General features: G+C 70.6%; 17 protein-coding genes and 1 pseudogene. 13 read left to right on the forward strand and 5 right to left on the reverse strand.

Going from position 1 to position 17128, the window contains the following annotated elements; all coding sequences use genetic code 11:
• Together ACWCPW_RS42405 and ACWCPW_RS42410 are read right to left on the reverse strand one after the other, a co-directional pair.
• Window positions 1-489, reverse strand: a complete 489-nt coding sequence (locus tag ACWCPW_RS42405; RefSeq protein WP_449766957.1) for a nucleoside deaminase — start codon at window positions 487-489, stop codon at window positions 1-3.
• Window positions 480-1352 carry an LLM class flavin-dependent oxidoreductase gene (locus ACWCPW_RS42410; protein ID WP_449766958.1) on the reverse strand — a complete coding sequence of 291 codons (873 nt, stop codon included), beginning with the start codon at window positions 1350-1352 and terminating at the stop codon, window positions 480-482. Before ACWCPW_RS42410 ends, ACWCPW_RS42405 begins: the two co-directional genes overlap by 10 nt.
• Window positions 1353-1445: 93 nt before the next feature.
• On the opposite strand from ACWCPW_RS42410, the gene ACWCPW_RS42415 reads away from it, so the two are divergent.
• Together ACWCPW_RS42415 and ACWCPW_RS42420 are read left to right on the forward strand one after the other, a co-directional pair.
• A complete protein-coding gene (locus ACWCPW_RS42415) occupies window positions 1446-1919 on the forward strand; it encodes an Lrp/AsnC family transcriptional regulator (RefSeq protein WP_449766959.1) in 474 nt (157 codons plus the stop codon).
• 125 nt (window positions 1920-2044) lie between these two features.
• On the forward strand, window positions 2045-3220 hold the full coding sequence (locus ACWCPW_RS42420; protein WP_449766960.1) for an epoxide hydrolase family protein: 1176 nt from the start codon (window positions 2045-2047) through the stop codon (window positions 3218-3220).
• A gap of 103 nt (window positions 3221-3323) precedes the next feature.
• Here ACWCPW_RS42420 and ACWCPW_RS42425 read toward each other — a convergent pair.
• A pseudogene (locus ACWCPW_RS42425) lies at window positions 3324-4202 on the reverse strand (haloalkane dehalogenase); the annotation flags it as partial.
• A 196-nt stretch (window positions 4203-4398) separates the two neighbouring features.
• On the opposite strand from ACWCPW_RS42425, the gene ACWCPW_RS42430 reads away from it, so the two are divergent.
• The 10 genes from ACWCPW_RS42430 to ACWCPW_RS42475 all read left to right on the forward strand — a co-directional run bounded on the left by ACWCPW_RS42430 (window position 4399) and on the right by ACWCPW_RS42475 (window position 14259).
• The gene (locus ACWCPW_RS42430) at window positions 4399-4932 is read left to right on the forward strand and encodes a MarR family winged helix-turn-helix transcriptional regulator (protein ID WP_449766961.1); all 534 of its coding nucleotides are present in this window, start codon (window positions 4399-4401) and stop codon (window positions 4930-4932) included.
• Window positions 4933-5107: 175 nt separating this feature from the next.
• On the forward strand, window positions 5108-5650 hold the full coding sequence (locus tag ACWCPW_RS42435; RefSeq protein WP_449766962.1) for a SigE family RNA polymerase sigma factor: 543 nt from the start codon (window positions 5108-5110) through the stop codon (window positions 5648-5650).
• Window positions 5647-6372, forward strand: coding sequence for a hypothetical protein (locus ACWCPW_RS42440; protein ID WP_449766963.1), 726 nt, complete (start codon window positions 5647-5649; stop codon window positions 6370-6372). The genes ACWCPW_RS42435 and ACWCPW_RS42440 overlap by 4 nt, the downstream gene beginning before the upstream one ends.
• 345 nt (window positions 6373-6717) lie before the next feature.
• The gene (locus ACWCPW_RS42445; RefSeq protein ID WP_449766964.1) at window positions 6718-6954 is read left to right on the forward strand and encodes an acyl carrier protein; all 237 of its coding nucleotides are present in this window, start codon (window positions 6718-6720) and stop codon (window positions 6952-6954) included.
• A 408-nt stretch (window positions 6955-7362) separates the two neighbouring features.
• A complete protein-coding gene (locus ACWCPW_RS42450; protein ID WP_402241732.1) occupies window positions 7363-7731 on the forward strand; it encodes a chaplin in 369 nt (122 codons plus the stop codon).
• Between the two features lie 1186 nt (window positions 7732-8917).
• On the forward strand, window positions 8918-9427 hold the full coding sequence (locus ACWCPW_RS42455; protein WP_449766965.1) for a hypothetical protein: 510 nt from the start codon (window positions 8918-8920) through the stop codon (window positions 9425-9427).
• Between the two features lie 245 nt (window positions 9428-9672).
• Window positions 9673-10470, forward strand: a complete 798-nt coding sequence (locus ACWCPW_RS42460) for a hypothetical protein (RefSeq protein ID WP_449766966.1) — start codon at window positions 9673-9675, stop codon at window positions 10468-10470.
• Window positions 10471-10579: 109 nt separating this feature from the next.
• Window positions 10580-11491, forward strand: coding sequence for a hypothetical protein (locus tag ACWCPW_RS42465; RefSeq protein ID WP_449766967.1), 912 nt, complete (start codon window positions 10580-10582; stop codon window positions 11489-11491).
• Window positions 11488-13515, forward strand: coding sequence for a hypothetical protein (locus tag ACWCPW_RS42470; RefSeq protein ID WP_449766968.1), 2028 nt, complete (start codon window positions 11488-11490; stop codon window positions 13513-13515). Before ACWCPW_RS42465 ends, ACWCPW_RS42470 begins: the two co-directional genes overlap by 4 nt.
• 165 nt (window positions 13516-13680) lie before the next feature.
• Window positions 13681-14259 (forward strand): hypothetical protein, encoded by a 579-nt coding sequence (locus ACWCPW_RS42475; protein ID WP_449766969.1) that lies wholly within the window; start codon window positions 13681-13683, stop codon window positions 14257-14259.
• A gap of 104 nt (window positions 14260-14363) precedes the next feature.
• On the opposite strand, the gene ACWCPW_RS42480 is transcribed toward ACWCPW_RS42475, so the two are convergent.
• The gene (locus ACWCPW_RS42480) at window positions 14364-15059 is read right to left on the reverse strand and encodes an SDR family NAD(P)-dependent oxidoreductase (protein ID WP_449766970.1); all 696 of its coding nucleotides are present in this window, start codon (window positions 15057-15059) and stop codon (window positions 14364-14366) included.
• A 95-nt stretch (window positions 15060-15154) separates the two neighbouring features.
• Here ACWCPW_RS42480 and ACWCPW_RS42485 point away from each other — a divergent pair, with 95 nt between their 5' ends.
• On the forward strand, window positions 15155-15754 hold the full coding sequence (locus ACWCPW_RS42485; protein WP_449766971.1) for a TetR/AcrR family transcriptional regulator: 600 nt from the start codon (window positions 15155-15157) through the stop codon (window positions 15752-15754).
• A 196-nt stretch (window positions 15755-15950) separates the two neighbouring features.
• Here ACWCPW_RS42485 and ACWCPW_RS42490 read toward each other — a convergent pair whose 3' ends face one another.
• The gene (locus tag ACWCPW_RS42490; protein WP_449766972.1) at window positions 15951-17102 is read right to left on the reverse strand and encodes an erythromycin esterase family protein; all 1152 of its coding nucleotides are present in this window, start codon (window positions 17100-17102) and stop codon (window positions 15951-15953) included.
• Window positions 17103-17128 lie beyond the last annotated feature (26 nt).

Consider the following 17128-nt stretch of genomic DNA (forward strand, 5'->3'; position numbering starts at 1 on the left):
TCAGCGACCCGCATCGCGGAAGCGGTGGTGCAGGGCGCGTACCTCCTCCGCCAAGTCGGGAACGGGACCCTCCACCACGAGCGCGGGAACGATCTCCCGGATCGGGAGGTTGCGCACGGACGCCGCCGGAACGCCGAGTTCGGCCAGCCAGGCGCTCGTCTGTGCGGCGGAACTCACGTAGACGATGCGACCGAGTCCCACCCAGCCGTGCGCCGCCGCGCACATCGCGCAGTGTTCGCCGGACGTGAAGACGGTGGCCGTCGCCCGCTCCGGCGCCGTCATGTTCGTGGCGGCCCAGCGGGCCAGTTCGAACTCCGGATGGCGGGTGGGATCGCCGGTGGTTCGCTCGCGGTTGCGGTCCTCGGCCAGGACGGTACCGTCCGCGGCCACCAGCACCGACCCGAACGGCTCGTCGCCGGCCTCCACCGCCTCGGCGGCGAGTTCCACACAGCGGCGCAGGTGGGTGAGGTCGTCCCGGGTCACTGCCATGGTGTCTCCGTAAGATGATGGGTGAGCGGGCCCACCCGATCGGCCACGGTGGCGAGCATCCGCCACGCGGCCTGCGGGTGCGCCGTCTCGCGGGGGTCGCCGTCGAACGGGTCCAGGACGACGGTGTCGGCGCCCAGGGCGCGCAGGTGGTCCAGGTCGGCGACGATCTGGTCGATGCTTCCCTCGCCGGCGAGTCGCTCGGCATCGGGCAGCGGTGCCTCGGTGACCCGCAGGGCGATGCGCGGAACCAGCGCCGGCACCGGGCGCTGTTGCTCGACGGCGACGGCCCGCAGCCGGTCCGCCGCCGCCCGCATCCAGGGCAGGGTGCGCCGCAGGGGGTGCCACGCGTCGCCGAGGCGCACCGCTCGCTCGATGCCCGCGTCACTGTTGCCGCCGACCCAGATCGGGATGCGGCCGACGCCGTAGTCCCGCTCGTCGTCCCAGGCCGTGCGGATGGCCGCGAGGTGATCGTCGGTCAGCTTCCCGCGCTGCCGGAACGGGACGCCGAGCGCCTCGAACTCCTGCCGCGCCCAGCCGACGCCCACCCCCAGGACCAGGCGCCTCCCGCTGAGCTGATGGAGGTTGGCGGCCATCCGGGCCACGAGCAGGGGGTGCCGATACGGGACGATGAGCACCGTGGTCCCCAGACGCACCCGCCGGGTGACGCCGGCCAGCCAGGCGAGCGTGGTGAAGGGCTCGTAGAACGGGGCGGGGTACTGCTCCGCGACATCGGGCGTGACCGCGACGTGGTCGGAGACCATCAGCAGATCGAATCCGAGCCCCTCCACGGTCTGCGCCCAGTCGCGCAGGACGCCCGGATCCGTGCCGGGACCGAAATTGGGAACATTGACGCCGAGTTGCATGCCCTGAGGCTATCCGGCGACAACCGCATACCCGAAGAGATCATTCACTGCCTTCCCCCGTGTCCACCGTGGATCTGCCGGTATTCTGGCCGAATGACCGAGGATCTCGACGATACCGATTGGGCCATCCTGGCGGAGCTGCAACGGGACGGACGCATCCCGCTGACCGAACTGGGGCGACGCGTCAGCCTCAGCTCCTCCGCGACGACCGAGCGGGTCAGACGCCTGGAGGCCATCGGCGTCATCACCGGATACCGGGCCGAGGTCGACCTCCCGAAGGCGGGCTTCGCCGTTCTGGCCGTGGTGCGCCTCAAGTACCCCGGCAGTCGGCACGGGCCCCTGCACCGACTCCTCGAAGAGCGCCCGGAGATCCTGGAGTGCCTGCGCACCACGGGAGAGGACTGCTACACCCTCAAGGTGGCCGCCACCTCGATGACCCACCTCGAAAGCACCATCGACCGACTCGCACAGTTCGGCAGCACCACCACCAACATCGTCTACAGCCAAACCCTCCCCTACCGAGGCCCCCACCGCCCCACCCCACCCACCGACAACCGGGAGGCCTAGGGCGTGTCTTGGATCGGTCGTTTCTCCGGGGCGGCGAGCGCAGCGAGGGAGCCCGAAGGGCGGATGCGGTGCCGGGCGTCGTGGAACTCGGCGGGGGATTGAAGACACGCCCTAGCATGCGTTCCATGCCGGACACCGCGCCTCGCCCCGAACCGTTCACCCAGCGGACCGCCCCCGCGGCGCTCGAGGATCTCCGGACCCGGCTGCGTGCGACGCGTTGGCCGGATGCGCCCGAGGACGCCGGGTGGTCGCTCGGGACCGACCTCGACTACCTGCGCGAACTCGTCGCCTACTGGGCGGACGGGTTCGACTGGCCCGCGCGGGAGGCGGAACTCGGCCGGCTCCGCCGCTTCCGTGTCCCGCTCGGCGGCCTCGGGATCCACTTCGTGCACGCCCGCGCCGTCGCGCCGACCGGTCCCGTCCTGCCGCTGGTCCTCGGCCACGGCTGGCCGGACTCGTTCTGGCGCTACACGAAGGTGATCCCGCTCCTGACCGACCCCGGCGCGCACGGCGCCGATCCCGCCGACGCGTTCGACGTGGTGGTGCCCGACATGCCGGGCTACGGGTACTCCGACCGCCCCGCCGGCCCGCCCCTCGACTCGATCGCCGTGGCCGGACTGTGGGCCGAGCTGATGGACGTCCTGGGCTACCCGCGATTCGGCGCGGCGGGCGGGGACATCGGCAGCCACGTGAGCCGCTACCTCGCGCTCGACCACCCCGACCGGGTCGTGGCCGTGCACCGTACGGACGCCGGCGTGCCCGTCTTCACCGGCGACCCGGCGGACCTGGCCCCCGAGGAGCGCGCCTGGATCGAGGGTGCCGTGGCCTGGGGCGGGAGCGAGGGCGGGTACGCCGCCATGCACCGCACGAAGCCGCAGACCGCCGCCTTCGGGCTGACCGACTCACCGGCCGGCCTGGCCGCGTGGATCGTCGAGAAGTTGCGCGCGTGGAGCGACTGCGACGGCGACATCGAGCGCTCCTTCACGAAGGACGAGATCCTCACGAACCTCACGCTCTACTGGCTCACCGGGACGATCGCGTCGTCGATGCGGATGTACCGCGCGAACGCCGCGATCCCGCCGGCCCAACACGCCCGCCGGGTCGAGGTACCGTCCGGATTCGCCCTCTTCCCCGGCGACATCGTCCGCCCGCCGCGGGCCTGGCTCGAACGCACGGCGAACGTCGTGCGCGTGACCGAGCCCGCGCGCGGCGGACACTTCGCGGCGTTCGAGGAGCCCGAGCTCTACGCCGAGGAACTGCGCGCGTTCTTCCGCCCGTTCCGGGCGGCGGCCACGGGCTGAGACCGCCGCCGCGCGCGGGCGCGACCAGCGGGTTCGGCTCTCACGGCCCCGACGGTCGCCATCGCCCGCGCGATGGGTCCCGAAGACGTCGATCCGGATCGTGTCACCGGGAGTCGTGCGAGGTGAGCCCGTGTGCCTCCAGCCACCCGGCGATCGCCTTGCCGATGGCGTCGGGCCGGTCCTCGGGGGCGTGGTGTCCGGCCGGGCCGCAGTGCTCGATCTCCAGGGCGGCGATGTGCTCGCGGCTCCAGGCGATCATCTCGTCACCGATGAGCAGCGTCGGCGAGGAGTCGAAGGTCAGGAGCAGCTTGGGCACGTCCGTACTGGCCCCGAGCCAGGCGTCGTAGGCGGTGATGCGGGCGACGACGTCGGCCGGCTCTCCGTCGATGGGCATCATCCGCGGCCAGGCCAGCAGCGGACGCCGGCTCTCCGGCGTCGGGTACGGGTCGCGGTAGGGCTGTACGTCCGCCTCGCCGAGCGGAGTCAGCACGCCGCCCTTGAACGCGGTCTCGATGAAGACGTTCTGTTCGAGCACCAGTTCCTCGCCGACTCCGGGCGTGCGGAACGCCTCGAAGCGGGAACGCGCGGGAGGCGGAAGTTCCTCGGCGGTCAGCGGCTTGAGCATCGTCTCCAGCATGACCACCCCGCGCACCAGCGTGGGGTGCCGAGCCGCCCGGTCGAGGGCGAGCGCGCCGCCCCAGTCGTGGCCGACCAGGACGACCTCACCCAGGTCCAGGGCATCGAACCAGGCGTCCAGGTAGCGGGCCTGGTCGGCGAAGTCGTAGTCGATGTCGGGCTTGCCCGAGGTGCCCATGCCGATCAGGTCCGGGGCCAGGGTGCGGGCCGCGCCGGCGACGTGCGGGGTGACGTTGCGCCACAGGTGCGACGAGGTCGGGTTGCCGTGCAGGAACACCACGGGCAGGCCGTCGCCGGTCTCGGTGTAGGCGATGTGGGAGTCGAGGACGTCGACGGTACGCATGGCGGGTGTTTCCTCTCGTGGTGCCCGGCTGTTCGGACCCGGACCGGAACCCGGATCGCATTCGGGATCGGGATCGGGATCGGGTGCACGCGACACCCCGGGTCGTTCGTTAGGGCCGTGAACGTTCATGTCACTAACGTTTAACTTCCTGGACCATATATCGTTAGTCCCACTAACGCAACGAGGTAATATCGATGCCATGAGCACCCGAGCGGCCAACGACGCTGCCGCGAAGACCAGCACCCCCGGGACCTGCGGCAACGGCACCGACGCGGGCGAAACGCCCGCTCGGGTACGCGGCTTGCCGACCAGGCTGCTGACCCAGAACGCGATGCACGCCGATCGCCTGGTGACCGACGGCCTCGCCGCCGAAGGCGCCCGCAAATGGCATTTCGTGGTCCTGGTCGCGCTCACTCAGAGCGGCCCCGCCAGCCAGTCCGCGCTCAGCCGTCGCACCGGCGTGTACCGCAGCGACATGGTCGCCGTCATCAACGATCTCGCCGAACACGGCTTCGTGGACCGCACGCCCGACCCGGACGACCGCCGCCGCAACGTCATCACCGTGACCCCCGAGGGCCGCGACCACCTGCGCCGCCTCGACGCGATCATCGACCGGGCCCAGGACGACCTGCTCGCGCCCCTGACCCTGGCCGAACGCCACACCCTGACCGGTCTGCTGACCCGGCTCCTGGACCACCACACGAAGACCGCGCCGGGCACCTCCGGCGATTGATCACGGCCCCGCCCGGCCCCACTCCGCTCCGGCCCGCCCCAGCCTGCCCCGGCCCGGCCCTGGACCATGCATCCGCCGGCAATCCGGTCGATTCCCGGCGTGACGCGATCGCGTCCGAGCGGAATGGATAGCGGGCCGCCCCCGCCGGCGTCTTGTCGGGTGAGAGGGGGGCCAATTGCGAACCCAGGACGAGGCACGCTTCCGAGAGTTCGTCGAGGACCGACGCGGCGCGCTGCTGCGTACCGCCTATCTGCTGTGCGGTGACCGCGACGATGCCGAGGACCTCACGCAGGCGACGCTGATCAAGGTCTACACCGCGTGGAGTCGGGTGAGCGAGGCGGACAACCCCGACGGGTACGTCCGCCGGGTACTCGTCAACACCCACCGCTCGCGCGCCCGGAGACGGCGGGTGTCCCAGTTCCTGACGGACCACCTGCCGGACCGGGCCGGGCTCGACTCCACCGCGGCGCTCGCCGGCCGCAGTGTGCTGATGGCCGCACTGGCCCGCCTGCCGATCACGCAGCGGACGGTGGTGGTGCTGCGGTACTGGGAGGACCGCCCGGATGTCGAGGTCGCACAGATCCTCGGCAAACCGGTCGGCACGGTCCGCAGTCAGGCCGCCCGAGGGCTGGCACGGCTGCGCGAGGACCCGCACATGGCCGATCTGATCACGCGTCGGCCGGCTCCCGCACAGCGGACGACGGAGGCACGGTCGTGATCGACGAAGACGACACCGCGTACGAGACAGCCGCGTTGAAGGAGATCTTCATGACGGAGATTCAGGAGACCGAGATGACCCCGCCGAGCGTCGAGGAGGTGGTGCGTGGGGCCAGGTCCAAGCGCCGTCGCAGGCTGACCCTGGGCGTGTCCGCCACCGCGTTCCTGGTGGCGGTCGGCGGCGGGGGCACGGTGATCGCGTCGTCGGTGCTGGACGAGGACGGCGAGTCGTCCGCGATCATCGCGGTCGACGCGGGCCGGCCCGTACCCGGCACCGAGCCGGGCGTCGTGATCATCGAGGGTGTCACCGGGGGCAAGGTCTGGCGCACCCGTACCGAGGCCCACCCCGACGGAAAGGTGTGCCACTTCGATCTGGACCCGGTCACCAACGCACGGGGCGCGGGCAGTTGCGCCGGTCCGCCGATGCGCGACGGCGTGGTCGTCCCCGATGTGCTCAAGGTCAACTGGTCCGGCAACAGCATCGACAACCACGACGGCACCTGGTCGTACGAGGTCATGGGCACCACGGCGGCCGATGTCGCCCGGCTGCGGCTGACCTGGAAGGGCGCCAGGGAACCCGTCATGCTGACCGCGGCCCCGATGACGAAGGACAGGAACGCCTTCTCCGCGAAGATCACCGCCGAGGCGGGGTCGCCGAAGTTCGAACTGGTCCCGCTGGACGCGAACGGGCTGCCGTTCGCGAGCATCGACCCGCCCGCGTAGCTCCCGCGGCGTTTCCCATGGGTGGGATCCGGTACGGGGCCGGGTCCCACTCACCGATCGCCTCCGGCGGCGGGCCGCTCCTCGGCCCCGACGGCATCACGCCCCGAAGCACCGCGGATCCTCGACGTCCGCCACGGCGGGCCGACCGCGGGCGCCGACCGCCACCGCGTTCGCCGCCTCCCTGCGCCCCGCCACTCCGCACACCGCAGCGGGACGGACAACCGTTGGTTGACGTCGGCGGGATCGTGAGACCCTGGCCTACGTGGGCCGTGCGTGGCCGTACCGGTCGCCGGCGCGGCTTCGGAGGCCGGGCGGGTCGGCCGGCCGCGACCCTGGGAGTACGAGTTGAGCACGACCGAGAAAGCCGTCATCGCGGCCGCATGCAACCTGGCCTGGGTGAACGTGGACGACATCACCGGGACGACGAACCTGGAGAGCGACCTGGGATTCGACTCGATCCAAAAGGCGGAGCTGCTCCTCAACCTGGAACGCGAACACGGCATCACCCTGACCGCGAGGGAGCGCCTGGCCACCGTCGACGACGTGGCGGCGGCCATCGACGCGGCCAAGCGGGCCGGGTAGCCGAATCCCCTCACGCCCGACGCCCGCGCGGCGCCACCTCGGCGGAGGAGTCGAGCCGGGTCGATGCCGACGTGCGCGGGTCGGACCGGAGCGGGCTCGGTGCGGTCGAGGGCCGGCCGGTTCCTCCGGTCGTCGGTGACGACGGCGGTCCCTCCTTCGCACACCGCTCTCGATCACCCCCACGCCCCGCCCTTCCGCCGACCCGGCACTCCCGTGGGCACGAGAGGACGCCGCACCGCCACGTTCCGCCCCGCTTCCGACCCGGTGGATCGCCGACCCGGCGCGGCGAGCAGATCGTGCGTCAATCGGGTGAACCATGGGGATGGTGGTTACCCGAACCGAACAGCCTCGTTGAGAGGAGTGCGCGTCGTCATCTGGCGGCGCGGATGCGCTACAGGGGAGATTGTCGTGAACTCGTTCAAGAAGGCCGGTGTCCTGGCTGCCGGTACCGCCGCCCTCGTGATGGGGGGCACGGGTGCCGCGAGCGCGAGCTCCGAGGCCGACGCCGCCGCGGTGCACTCCTCGGGTGTCTTTTCCGGGAACATCGGCCAGTCCCCGTTCCACACCCCGGCGATGGGATGCGGCGACACCGCCAACGGGGCCGCTGCGCTCAACCCGGCGTTCGGCAACGAATGCATCGTCGCCGAGGTCGAGAACGAGGTCTACTACGACGGCGACCACGAGCACGAGGGCCACCGTCCCCAGGGCCACCCCCACGGTGGTGGCTACCAGCACGACAATGGCCACCGCTCGCTCCTCGAGCGTGTGGGCGTCTGACGCCTCGTTCGATGTTTCCGGTTCGGCCGCCTCCTCCGCGTCCGATACCCGGGGCCTCTGCGGTTCTCCGCGGGGGCCCCGTCGTGTTGCACACCCGCCCCAAATCCACCACACCCCCAAAGCAACAACCCACACCGAACACGAGAGTTCGCCGTCCTGTGGGCGTGCGTCGCCGACCTCGGCAAGGTCGTGCCTGTGGTCGGGGAGGAGTATTGCGCCTCCTGTTTCTCGCGGCTGCGCGTGATCGCCGAGCTCGCGGCGGCGCGATACGTGCCCGCCGCGATCCGACCGCCGGGTGGGACGGTCCGGAGTGTGCGTGGTGCGTGTGGCCGCAGCACCGTTGCGATGTTTCCGGTGTCGACGCCTCCCCCGCCGCGCTCCCCGACTGATGCGCGTGCCTCGAGAGCGCCGCCGGTGCGCCTCTGCCGATCAAGCCGGGCCCGATGCCAGGCTCTCGTGCATGGCTGCTTGGGACGGGACCCACATCGTGCGCGGCGAGGCGATCTACCGCCCGCTCGAATAGACGGCCGTACCGGCCACGCCTCACGCGGGAAACAGCCCACCCCACTCGGGTCACCGAACGCGGAGTGAGTCCTCGACCGGTCGAGGCCCGCGCGCACGGAGCGGATCCGCGCGGCGACCCTCGACGCAACAGGCCGGGACCGTACGTGCGTTCATCCGACGTGAGAATCGTCACGGCCCCACCACCCGCGCACGCGTCCGCCCGGGCGCGGCTTGCCCGCCGGCCCGTCCGCACCGGTCGTCACAGTCCCGCAACCTGCGGCCCAGGGCACGAGGGCGCACACGCTCTTGGGGCCGGGGTCCGGGCACCGACCGTCGCGCGAGCGCACGCGCGACCACCCGGTGAAGAAAAACGACGCCGGGCGGCAACCGGGTGGAACCGACATTCGAGTAATTCAGTAGGCGCCGAAACCACCGGTGCCGACCGCTCCGACAGCAGTACGCCGCAACCGACGCCCCACGACGATCGCCTCGTTCGCGGCGCGCCGACAGGATCACACTCGTCGCCGGTATGGGTCTCGCCCATCCCCGTGTTGTCCCGGACCGAGCGCCGACGGCGGACGGTCCGACGCCGACGCCCGGCCGCGTTCACGGCATCCGCCACCGACCGCTCACGACCCGTCCCACGACACCTTCACCGAAGGCATCCCACCCAGGAGATCCAGTGAACCCCAACGACAAGCCCGTCGACCAGGTCCTCGGTGCCCAGGCCGCAGGCGCCCTCGTCAACGCATGGATCGACACCTTCATGACCGAGGACCTCCTCAGCCGCGCGGCCGCCACCCGCGCGGCGTGCGAGCGCCTCGCCGACCGCTCGCCGTGGCTGATCGTCGAACCCGGGCAAACCTGGTGCCTACGTGAGGAGTTCGCTCCCACCTCCGATTTCTCCCCGGGCCGGGTCCGGGTCCTCGCCGTCCGCCGCGCCGGCGGCATCCATCCCCTCGAGGGCACCGCGGCGGTCCGGATCAGCGACGTTGAACACGACCCCGACCATGCCATCGGCTGGATGGACCTGGAGGACTTCGACATCCTCTACGCCCTCGACGACTGGCCCCGATCGAGCCCGACCACCCGCGACTCCGGCACCACCGTGCACGAAGGCCCCACGACCGAAACGCTGATCGAGCGCCTACAGGAATCCGAATGCGGCCGGCGGGACCAAGGAATCGAATAGACGCACCGCGCGCGGGCTCGCGACGGCGAACAACCAAGCCCCGGGCCCGAGTCCGACGGATCGACCGGAAGGTTTCGACGGAAGGCACCGACCGGAGGAATCGACCCGAGGGATCGACAACCGGCCACCCGCGGCCGGATCACCTGGGGAAGCCCGGAGCTTGGCGCAAAACCTACCTGCGAGGTGTTCGCGGATAGTGATTGGGTGACTTCCGTCGGTTATCGCGCTGAGGTGGGGAGTCACGCGTGATCATTCAGTTGTACGGCGAGTGGACCGGGCGTTCGGATACGGTCACCGGCTACGAACAGGCGGTGGCCGGCTGCCCGGAACTGGCCGATCGGCACAAGGAATACGTCACCTCCGGTCGGCGGAGGTTCGAGCGGGCGATGCTCGACAAGGGACTCGCCCTCTACATCGACGTCCCGCACCACCTGCTCGGCTTCGACGACTCCGGCGCCCGTGGCATCGCCGAGATCAGGCCGAACAGCTGGGACGGCGGCTTCCTGAACTTCGAGGTGGGCGGCGGCCGGCACTGGACCGACGGCCTCGTCACCGCACCCGAATCGGTGCTGTGGCAGGCGATTCACGCCTATTGGAGCGTGAAGGTGCCGGCATACGAAGGCGCGTCCGCGCAGGAGCGGCAGGCGTACCGGCGAGGGCGTCTGCCGTCCGAGGCGAAGGGCGTACCCACCATCGAGGACCTTTCCGGCCTGATCGACTACACCCGATGCGAGCAATCCGGGCCGGTCCTGGTGGTGAAGGGCTGGAACATGGAGTTCGAGCATCCCGACAGCCGGGACGAGGAGTTGCCCTTTCTCGTCGCGCTGTCCGACCCGCTCCGCCATCCCGTGCCGCTCACCGGCCCCTACGGCTCCGGAGGCGACCGCGACGAGACGGCACGGCTGGAGCGGATCAGAAACCAGGATTCCCCGATGCGCATGGGGCGCCGCCGCCGGCCCCGCCGCGCACGACGCCCCCGCCCACCGGGAGGACGCACACCCGCCCCCGAAAGAATCACCCCGAGCCCCTCGCTCACCCGATGACCGAACCCGAACCCGAACGCGAACCCGGCCCAGGACGAGGGCGGAAGCGAGGGTGAGCACGAGGCGCGCGTGGTCGTGGATTGTCGGCAGCCACCCTTAGGTTGCTTCGATGAGAGAAACGCCGTTGGAACAATTACTGCGTGCGGACTCGAACGACCTCGCCGCCTGGCGTGCCTACAGCCACGTGCTGCGGGAGCGGGGCGACGCCCGGGGCAGGCTGATCGAGCTGGAGCTTCGCCTCGCACACGAAGTACGGGAGGACCGACGCGAGGCACTGCGAACAGAGATCGACCGGCTGACGAAGGAGCACGAGGGAGGCTGGGACGCCGAACTCCCGGAGGGCGTCCAGGCCGTCGCGCGCTTGTACGGCTTTGCCACCAAGGTGGCCGTGACCTGGCCGCCGGAGACACCCGCGCGCACAGCCGAGGCCCTGCGGGGCCGCTTCGTGACCGCGCTGCGCATCCGGCCGGGCACCGCCGCCGAGGAGGCGGACGCCGAATACTGGAGCGACGAGCCCGACTTCGACGATGACAACCTCCCGCTCCCGCCGCCGCCGCACGATCCCGGTGCCCTCGCGGACCTCGATCTCGGCCGGATCCGCGAGTTGGACCTCTCGTACTTCCGCGTCGGCGATCCCGGAGCCGCGGCCCTCGCCGCCGCGGCCTCGGCCAAAACGATCGAGACGCTCGATCTGCGCTACTGCGGCATCGGCGACAACGGCGCCGTGGAGCTTGCCCGTTCCGGGAACTTCGGGAACCTCCGGCGGCTGCACCTGCAGCACAACCGGATCACCGGCGAGGGCGTACGCGCGCTGGCAGGTCTGGACCGACTCGAGGAACTCGACCTCCGGTACAACCGCATCGGCGCGGACGGCGTACAGGCCCTGATCGAGGCTCCGTTCGCCGGCTCCCTCACGCGTCTCCTGCTCCATCGCCGGGACGTCTCCGACGCCGGGGCGCAGATGCTCGCGTCCGCCTCTCGGCTCCCGACCGCACTGCGCAGCCTCTGGAGGAGTGTGTGAACACCGAACTCCGCGACCGCTTCTTCGCCTTGTCGACCGGCTCGGCCGCCCCGGACGAGGTGGCCCGCTACCGCGCCGAGGTCGACGCGACCGACACCGAGGCCGTCGCCGTGATCGACGGGCTCGCGGTCTCCTGGCATCCGACGGCCCGCTTCAAGGCGGTGCGCTTCATCGACGCGGAGCGCCTCGACGAGAGCGTGCGCGAGTTGTTCGCCCGAGCCGGCGAGGAAGCGCCGCACCTGGCAGCCGTGTTCGTGGACCCGCGCGAGTTGTCCTTCCGCACCTTCGAGAACATCGTGCCCCTGGACCGGCTGTTCGCGAACGTCCCGCTGGACCTCACACTCGCCGAGCCCATCGAGATCACGCGCGACGCCTACGCGGCACACCTACGCCTGTCGGACGTCGCCCGCGCCCGCGTCGAGGGCCTGGACGGGCTGAACCTCTATGTCCCGCCGCTCAACTCCGGCTCCCGTGGCGGCGAACGCTTCATCTTCCACTCCGCCCTGTTGGCCGATGCCCTCACCAAGGCAGTATCCGAGGCGCTGCCCACGGCGGTTCTGGACGGCTTCTCACACGTCAACCCGGTGTTCCGCTGCAACCGCTTCGAGCCCGGCGACGCCAACTTCCACCGCCACCGGGACACCCCCTACTACGACGGCGTCCGAGGACACGTCTCCCGGTACACGGTGCTGCTCTACCTCACCGGCGGCTCGGCCGAACCCGCGCTCGACCTCACCGGGGGCACCGCCCTCACCGACATCGAAGCCTTCACCTGCGTCGTCTTCGATCAGCGGTACGAACACGAGGGCGCGCCCTACCGCGACGGCCGCAAGGTCTTCCTGCGCACCGAACTCGTCTTCCATCAGGCCGAGGCCGAGATCGCGCACGACCCGGACATCGGCGCGCTGTTCAGCAAAGCCTGCTACCTGACCGGCGAGAGCGTCTTCGCCCCGGAACTCGCCCGGCACGCCGAGACCTACTACGACCGGGTCGCCGCCGCGCACTGGTCCGGCCTGTCCGCGGATCACGGCGCGAGCGAGCCGTTCGTCCACAAGCGCTTCCGCGGGGTGGACTTCGTCGCGAACGGCTACGACTTCTGGTTCGCCAGGAACACGGGGCTCTCACTCACCGAGTGTGCCGCGATCACGCTGCTCGACTACTTCAACTGCAAGCTCGGCGAGACGGCATTTCGCGACGTGTGCGTGTCGTCGGTGATCGAGGCCCAAGGCGCGGACTGGATCCCGGGCTTCCTCACCGAGCAGCGAGACGGAAGCGGCGGCCGCGCGGGGGACGTCGTCGGGGCCTTCGACAAGTCCCTGCTCTTCCCCGAGTCGGAGGAGACGAACGGCGCGTGCTGTCCGTTCCACTCCTGGGGCGAGTTCGACGCCACGCGCTTCGACGAGATCGTCGACCTCAACGAGGCGGCCCAGGCCTTCGCCAAGACGCACATCATGCCGGCGCCGATCCTCATGCTCGGTCAGGACGTGGTCCTCGACCCGGAGAAGTTCGTGGTGCGGGGCAACCGGATCCACGTTCTCGGCAAGGAATCGCTCACCCCGGTGAACTTCGCGGCCTGCTGGAACTCCGGCGGCACGTCGGCGAATTACATCGACGTGGCGGCCACCGTCGGTGCCGCCCACTTCCTCGTCCCGCCGATCCTCTTCACCGAGACGGACGACTGCCGGCACCTGCGGTTCGACTTCTTCCGCAACACCTGGATGGTGAAGCACGAGCAACTGCGGATACCCGTCCCCAGGATCCGCGACGTCTACGAAATGGAATTCGACCCCGACGACTGGGACACACAGGTCGAAGCGGCCGAGGCCTACCCCTGGATGAGCGCGGTCCACGTCTCCTTGATCACGGAGCCCCAAGAGACGCGCGAGCACGCCGCGTGGTGGGCTGACGAAAACCCTCTCGCCGATGAACTCCGCGGCCACCTCGCCGACATCGAGGACGAGTACGAGGAGTACGACGACGAGGACGAGGGGGAGGAGGACGACGAGGAGGAGAGCGGTTCCTGACGTTCCACCGCGGTAGGTGGTCGAAGTCCTTCGCGGCCTCTGCCGATCGGGCCAGGCACCCCGCAGGTCGCCCCACCCGGTCTCCCGATCGGCGGATGGTCCGCCGCCGCACCCGCCGACGAAGGTTGAGGCATCGCAGGAACGACTCCCGAAAAGGACGCACCCATGACCGCCGCCACGATCGCCCGACCCACCGAGTCGCCCACCACGGACGCCACTCCCGAACCGCCCGCCGGCCCGGTCGTCTCCCGCCGGGTTCGCTGGGCCGCGAAGGGCGCCGCGCTCACTCTGCTGCCGACCGGCCTGTGGCGCACCGCGATCGCCCTCGGCATGCCGAGCGGGTTCGCCGCGGGCGATCCGCTCCATCAGTCCAACTACCCCGGCAAGTACTCGTTCTACTTGATCGGCCTGAGTATCTTCGCCGAACTCATAGGCCTGCTCGCCCTGGGCCTGGTCCAGCGCTGGGGCGAGGTGATGCCCCGCTGGGTCCCGTGGCTGGGCGGGCGCCGCATTCCGCGCCTGGCCGCGGTGATCCCCGCCGCGACGGGCGCCGTCCTGGTCACCCTGATCACCGTCTTCGGCGCCATCGGTTGGAACGACCCCGACAACATGGGCAACCCCGACTCCCCGGACGGCGGCTACTACTGGTTGATGACCGCCGCCTACGCGCCCCTCCTTCTCTGGGGTCCGCTGCTGGCCATCGCCACCATCGCCTACCACCGCCGCCGCAAGATCACCGGGTGACAACCGGCAGGCTCAACGGATCAACGCGTCACCCACGTGATCGGGACGAGCCTGCCGCCGTTCCGCCAGCCGTGAGCCGTGAGCCGTGAGCCGTGCCTGGAGCTCTACCACGGCACGGTCTCGCCGTGACGATCCAGGAACTGCAGTCCGGGGGCGCCGATTTGCGCCTCCAGAACGTCGACGACGGCCGGGATGCTCTGCTCGGCGGCGAGGGGGGCGTCGGGTCCGCCGAGCCGGGTGCGGTTGTGGCCGGGGTCGATGAGCAGTTTGGTCCGGCCGTCGTCGGCATGGCGGGTGGCGTAGCTGCGCATGAGCTGGTTGAGCGCGGCCTTGCTGGCCTTGTACAGCTCGAAGCCGTCCTCGGTGTTCCGTGTGATGCTGCCCTGCTCGGAGGACATGACCGCGACGGTGCCGCCGGGCACCACGAGGTCGCGGAGGGCCTCCAGGGTACGCAGCGGGCTCAACGCGTTGGTGACCATCACCTCGGTGAACATGTCGGTCGGGACCCGGCCGATCGGCAGGTTGCCTCGGTCGATCGCAGCGTTGACGAAGAGCAGGTCGAGTCGACGGCCGGCCAGGCGCTCGCGCAGCGCGGCCAGCTCATCGGAACTGTTCATCTCCAGTGATTCGACGTCGAGCAGTCCGTTCGAGGCATCGGCATTCGCTTGCAGCTCCCCGCCGCTGCGGCGCGTGGTGGCGGTGACTCGCCAGTGGCGTCGAGCGAGCTCGTTGGCGAGGACGAGTCCCAACCCTCGGGAGGCTCCGATGACGAGAGCTTGGCGGTTGGACGTGACGGACACATCGACTCCTTCTCGGTGAGTGAAATCCAACATAGACGCGACGTTGCGTCTAGACAAGAAGATAACCCCGCCGACGGACGGGTACCGTGTCCCGCATGCCCGCCGCCGATTCCCAGCCCCGCAGGACGCACTCCGGCAACCGGCGCGACGAGGCCGCGCGCCTGGCCGTGCTGCATGCCGCGGACGACCTGCTCGTCGAACACGGCTTCGGCGCCCTGACCGTCGAGGCGATCGCGCGCCGCGCCGGCGTCGCCAAGCAGACGATCTACCGCTGGTGGCCCTCGAAGGTCGAGATCCTCCTCGACACGCTCATCGAGGACAGCGAGAAGCGCCTTCCCGTCCCGAGGGAGACGCCCACGGCGGAAGGCATCCGCCGCTATGTGCGCGACTTCGCGCGATTCGTCGCCGACGACCCCGCCGGCAGAGTCCTGCTCGCACTCATCGCCGAGGCGCAGCACGACCCCGACACGGCCAAAAGCCTGCACCGCCGCTACCTCGACCCCCGCCGCGAGCGGGAACGCGCCATGCTCACGCAGGCCGTCGACGCGGGCGAGATCTCCCCCGGTCTCACCCCCGACAGCACCATCGACGCCCTCATCGGCCCGATCGTCTACTGCGCGCTGACCCGGTCGCCCCTCTCCCACGATGCGCTGCACACCCTCACCGAGGAGCTCCTCAAACCGCGCTCACCTTGAACGGCACTCGGACATCGCCCCGCCGATCTCCTCGGTCGACCACGGCTCGGTGGGTGATGGAGACCGGTCGCATTCGTCCCCGGGCTCCCCACATCGGCGGACACACGCTCGCGAGCGGAAGCGGAAGCGGAGACGGAAACGGAGACGGGGGCGGCGGCGCTGTCGAAGCCCCGCCCACGCCCGAACCACCCACCCATCACGTCGAGTTGACGTCCCGCCGATGGGTCGCGCCGATCTGGTGCAGGTGGATGAGGATGTCGTAGCTCGCGCGCAGCCGAGTGTTCTCGTATTCGTCGCAGGGCCAGGCGACACCGAGGCTGCGGGTGGGGTGCGCGGCGGCGATCCAGTCGCGTGCGACGCCGGGAGTCGCGGCGCGGGTGTCGAGATACCAGTCACGTCGGGAGACTCTCTCCAGGACGTCCTCGCCGGTACGGGCGGCCGGCGGGCCGATCGCGAAGCGGCGCCACGGTGCGCCGGGGGCGTTCTTGTCGATCGCGTTGAACGATCCTTGGCCGAAGGTGAATCCGGCGCTGACGTAGCGCGCGCCGAGACGTTCGCGCAGGACGCTCCCCTGGGTGCCGGCCCCGGCCCGGCCCTCGGTGGCGATCTGCGCGTTGTGGGCGGAGAAGAAGACCCGCGTGCCGGTATGGCGTTGCCACCACAGGGTGTTGTCGGCCGCGACCCGGTCGCGGTGGCGCCTCGCGGCTTCGTCGGCGGCGTCGAACGCGCAGTGGACGCCGTTCCCGGCCACCCGGACCGGGCTGTCGGGCCGGCGTACGTTCCACACCCGCATCCACCGGAACAGGTCCCGCGTCTCGGTGGTGTTCCACGGACTGTCACCGGCCCGGAACTCCTCGTCCATGATCGTCCTCAGGTGGCCCGTGCCATGCAGCACCCACGCGTCCAGGCGGACCCCGGCATCCCGGTGGACCGTGAGGACGAGGCTCCGGAAGCCGCGGCGTTCGACCAGGTGCCGGAACAGGCGATGCTTGACGGTGCAGAACTCGCTCGAACCGTACGTGGCCTCGCCCACGCCGACCACGTCCGCGCCGCCGACCATCGTGTCGAACGCTCGCAGATCCGCCTCGGAGCCGCCCGGCAGGGTACTGCCCAGCGCATGCGCGGAGTGAGCCAGGGCCCACGCCGGGTCACCGCGCGCCGCGGCGGAATCCGTGGGCGAGGCGGAGCCGGCGGCGACCCGTCCCGGCGCTCCGGCGACGGTAGCGGCGCCGCGCGCCGGCGACCGGGCCGGAACCAAACCCAGGGCCACAGTCGCACCCGGCCCGCGTCGGGGCTCGATCGCCGGAGCCTCGATCTCCCACGATGGGTACACATCATCCGATTTCATGACTCCGACGCTAGACAACGAATGCC

It is taken from the genome of Embleya sp. NPDC001921 (genome assembly GCF_053594475.1).